The organism is Mesorhizobium sp. M1A.T.Ca.IN.004.03.1.1 (assembly GCF_003997555.1).
GTDB lineage: Bacteria > Pseudomonadota > Alphaproteobacteria > Rhizobiales > Rhizobiaceae > Mesorhizobium.
This window is the reverse complement of the sequence record NZ_RZTV01001059.1, coordinates 1-237: the sequence shown is the minus strand read 5'-3', so window position 1 is coordinate 237 and position 237 is coordinate 1. Positions and strand designations below refer to the sequence as shown.

The 237-nt window shown below is 57.4% G+C and carries 1 protein-coding gene; it reads right to left on the bottom strand.

Translation table 11 applies throughout. From position 1 onward, the window contains the following. A partial coding sequence (locus EOD29_RS36890; protein ID WP_206520625.1) for a hypothetical protein occupies positions 1-225 on the bottom strand: 225 nt, incomplete at its 3' end. Positions 226-237: the final 12 nt, after the last annotated feature.

The following is a 237-nucleotide window of genomic DNA, read 5'->3' as shown; positions in this document are numbered from 1 at the left end:
GTCGCCTTCATTTGCGGGGAGGGGATAGGTCAGGTTCGTGACTGCGACGGACGGCCGATCTTTCATATGCTCGAGGATCGCCGCAATAGCGAGGTCGACAGGCTGATCGATGTTGATCGCAAAGGGCTGCCTCTTGTTCGCGCTGGAAACCTCGGCTCCGACTTTGGTCCGCAACACCGTCAATGCCGAAGAGAGCAAAGGGTCCTCGCAGAGCTTTTTTGCCAATCGTAGACGCTC